Below are 3,150 nucleotides of genomic sequence, written 5' to 3'. Positions count from 1 at the left end.
CGACGAGGCGGCGGCGCGGGCCGGCGGCTACCCGCCTGGCGGCGACATCATGATCCACGGGCTGATGAACGGCTTCTCGTGGCTCGGCCGCCTGCATCGGCTGATGGATTGGACCCAGGGCTGCGTCGGCGTCACCAATGCCGAGATGCGCGCGATCTACGCCCGCGTCGATGTGGGCACGCCGATCGAGATCAGACCGTAGCGGCCTCAGGTCCTCGCGTCTGCGAGGGGGAGTGCGAACCGGGTGGCCGAATCCGCGCCACGATCGAAGCCGCTCGCGCGGGCGACCGGCGAGATCGCTCAGCAGATCGGCACGATCCAAGGGCCACGGACCACGCCGTCGCAGCCATCGACGTCATCTCGAGCCGCATCCGCGAGATCAACCTCACGACGGTGCATGCCGCCTGACGGCGATGATCCGTGGGATCCGAGGGCCGGCGCCGCAACACCGGTCCTCAAGATGACGCGGTGTCGCATCCCGATCAAAAGAGAGGTGATCACAAAGGTCAAGAATGCGTCGGCAAGTATATGGTTGTCAGGTCAGCGATCACGATCGATCGTCGGACAAGTCAAATGACAACCTCATGACTCAGAAGAACCAGCAAACGAAGGGTGAAAACTCTAGAGATACTGATCATGATGGATCAATAAAAAGCTCTGGGAGCGCGCATAAGGGCTCGGTTCAACATTCGGATGACGGCCGTCTGAAGGAGAATTGCGACCAGGGCGTCCATCGCGGCGACAAGGAATAGCCCCGGGCGGGCGGCCCTGATGCCGTCCTCGGGATCGTGCGGAAGAGGTCGCCTTCGGGCGGCCTCTTCCCATATGGGCCTGCGTCGATCCGAGAACCGAACCCGAGGGAGACCGCCATGCGTGCCTACGAGATGTCCGCCGCCGCAGGCCTCGGCAGCTGGAAGAGCGCCGAGCGACCCACGCCCGAACCGGGGCGCGGGCAGGTTCTGGTGCGGATGCGCGCAGCCTCCCTCAATTACCGCGACCTGCTGATCTGCGAGGGCCGCTATCCCTTCGCGATCAACCTGAACCGGCTGATCCCGGTCTCGGACGGGGCCGGCGAGATCGTGGCGCTCGGCGAGGGCGTGCGCCGCTTCCAGGGCGGCGAGCGGGTCGCCGGGATCTTCTCGCAGAGCTGGCTCGGCGGCGCCCAGGTGGCCGATACGTGGCAGACGGCGCTGGGCGGCGCCATCGACGGGGTACTGACCGAGTACCAGGTGTTCGACGAGGACGGGCTCGTCGTCCTGCCCGAGCATCTGAGCTTCGAGGAGGGCGCGACGCTGCCCTGCGCGGCCGTGACCGCCTGGAACGCGCTCTACGGCCTCAAGCCGCTGCGGGCCGGTGAGACGGTGCTGACGCTCGGCACCGGCGGCGTCTCGATCTTCGCGATCCAGCTCGCGCACGCCGCGGGGGCGCGCGTCATCGCCACCTCGTCGAGCGACGCCAAGCTGGAGAAGGCCCGCGCGCTCGGCGCGAGCGAGACCATCAACTATCGCACCCATCCGGACTGGGAGCGGGAGGTGCGCCGGCTGACCGGCGGCGTGGGCGTCGATCACGTGGTCGAGGTCGGCGGCACTGGGACGCTCCCTCGCTCCATCGCCTCGACCCGACCCGGCGGCCATGTCGGCCTGATCGGTCTGCTCGCCGAGGGCGAGGCGATCGACCCGCTGGCGATCCTCGGCGCGAGCTGCATCGTGCGCGGCGTCGCCGTCGGCCCGCGGGAGATGTTCGAGGACATGAACCGCTCGATCGCCCTGCACCGGATCAAGCCGGTGATCGACCGGGTCTACGGCTTCGACGAGGCACCCGCCGCCCTCGCGGCCCTGGCCGAGGCGTCGCATGTCGGCAAGATCGTGATCCGGATCGGCTGATGGGGTTGCTCGGGGACGGATCGATGAAGCGCGCGGCAGCGTGCTGCGGGCTGGTCTCGGCGCTGCTCGCGCCGGCGGTGGCGGGCGCGCAGGATGTCACGACGGTGCGGACCGAAAGCTTCCCCCGGCCGCCCTATTCCGGGGCGACCTACTACGTCTACGAGCGGGCGGGCCGGACGATCTGCACCAAGCTCGCCGTCTGCAACAAGTTCGACCAATGCGAGACGAGCTACGTCCCCGGTGCCTTCCGGGCGCCCGAGGACACGGCGACCGGAGAGCCCTACGGGACGACGCCGGCCGCGCCGATCGCGCCCGGCTCGCTCGCCAAGCACGTCTGCCTGACGCGGTTCGGCTTGGCGAGGCGGTAAGCCTACGGTTCCTCGCCCTTCGGTCCGCGGCGGCTCAGCGCCCGCAGCGCCCCGCGGAAGGTGCGCACGTCCTGCTCGGTCATCGCCATGCGGTGGAGCATGTCGCGCATGTTGCGGGCGATGATCTCCCGCTTCTCCGGCGGGTAGAAGCCCGCCCCCGTCAGCGTCTCCTCCAGGCTCGCGAACAGCGACAGCAGCGCCTCGCGGGTCGCGGGCGGCGAGAGGAGCTCGCCGGAGAAGCGCAGGGTGGCGAGCCCGGCGGCGCGGCGCCACTCGTAGCCCATCAGCAGCACCGCCTGGGCGAGGTTGAGCGAGGGAAATTCTTCCGTCACCGGGAAGGTGACGATGGCGTCGGCGAGCGACACCTCGTCGTTGCTGAGGCCGACCCGCTCGCGCCCGAACATCAGCCCGACGCGCTCGCCGCGGCCGATCCGCTCGGCGACCGCCGTCATGGCGTCCTCTGGGGCGAAGACCCGCTTCATCTGGCCGCGCTCGCGGGCGGTGGTGGCGAGGACGCAATGCAGGTCGCCGATGGCCTCCGGCAGCGTGGCGTAGACCTTGGCCCCGTCGAGCACGTAGGTCGCGCCGGAGGCCGCCTCCCGCACGCCCTTCTTCGGCCAGCCGTTCTTCGGGGCCACGAGGCGCAACTCGGACAGGCCGAAATTCGCCATGGCGCGGGCGGTCATGCCGATATTTTCGGCGAGCTGCGGCTCGACCAGGATGACGACGGGGGCGGTCATGACGTTTCGTCGGGAGCGGATGGAGCGAGCGCAGCGGCGTTCATCCTCGTCCCCTACTTCGCCGTCAATCGCTTTCGAAGCTCGCCCGCCGTCATCGCGAGCGGATGCGAAGCGATCCAGCAGCACGACAGGTCCGGATGCGGCGGAGCGCTGGATTGC

General features: G+C 69.2%; 4 protein-coding genes. 3 read left to right on the top strand and 1 reads right to left on the bottom strand.

Going from position 1 to position 3,150, the window contains the following annotated elements:
- The 3 genes from MFF42_RS19330 to MFF42_RS19320 form a co-directional block, all read left to right on the top strand.
- Positions 1-202, top strand: a 202-nt coding sequence (locus MFF42_RS19330; RefSeq protein WP_238257201.1) for a L,D-transpeptidase, incomplete at its 5' end; no start/stop codon positions are given.
- Positions 203-869: 667 nt separating this feature from the next.
- Complete coding sequence (locus tag MFF42_RS19325) at positions 870-1,883, top strand: zinc-dependent alcohol dehydrogenase family protein (protein ID WP_238257200.1); 1,014 nt, start codon at positions 870-872, stop codon at positions 1,881-1,883.
- 23 nt (positions 1,884-1,906) lie between these two features.
- Positions 1,907-2,251, top strand: coding sequence for a hypothetical protein (locus tag MFF42_RS19320; protein ID WP_238257199.1), 345 nt, complete (start codon positions 1,907-1,909; stop codon positions 2,249-2,251).
- A gap of 2 nt (positions 2,252-2,253) precedes the next feature.
- On the opposite strand, the gene MFF42_RS19315 is transcribed toward MFF42_RS19320, so the two are convergent.
- A complete protein-coding gene (locus MFF42_RS19315; RefSeq protein ID WP_238257198.1) occupies positions 2,254-2,991 on the bottom strand; it encodes an RNA methyltransferase in 738 nt (245 codons plus the stop codon).
- Between the last annotated feature and the right edge of the window lie 159 nt (positions 2,992-3,150).

Source organism: Methylorubrum podarium (genome assembly GCF_022179745.1).
In the GTDB taxonomy this organism is placed as follows: domain Bacteria; phylum Pseudomonadota; class Alphaproteobacteria; order Rhizobiales; family Beijerinckiaceae; genus Methylobacterium; species Methylobacterium podarium.
The sequence above is the reverse complement of the archived record's forward strand: the minus strand, read 5'-3'. Positions and strand labels throughout refer to the sequence as shown.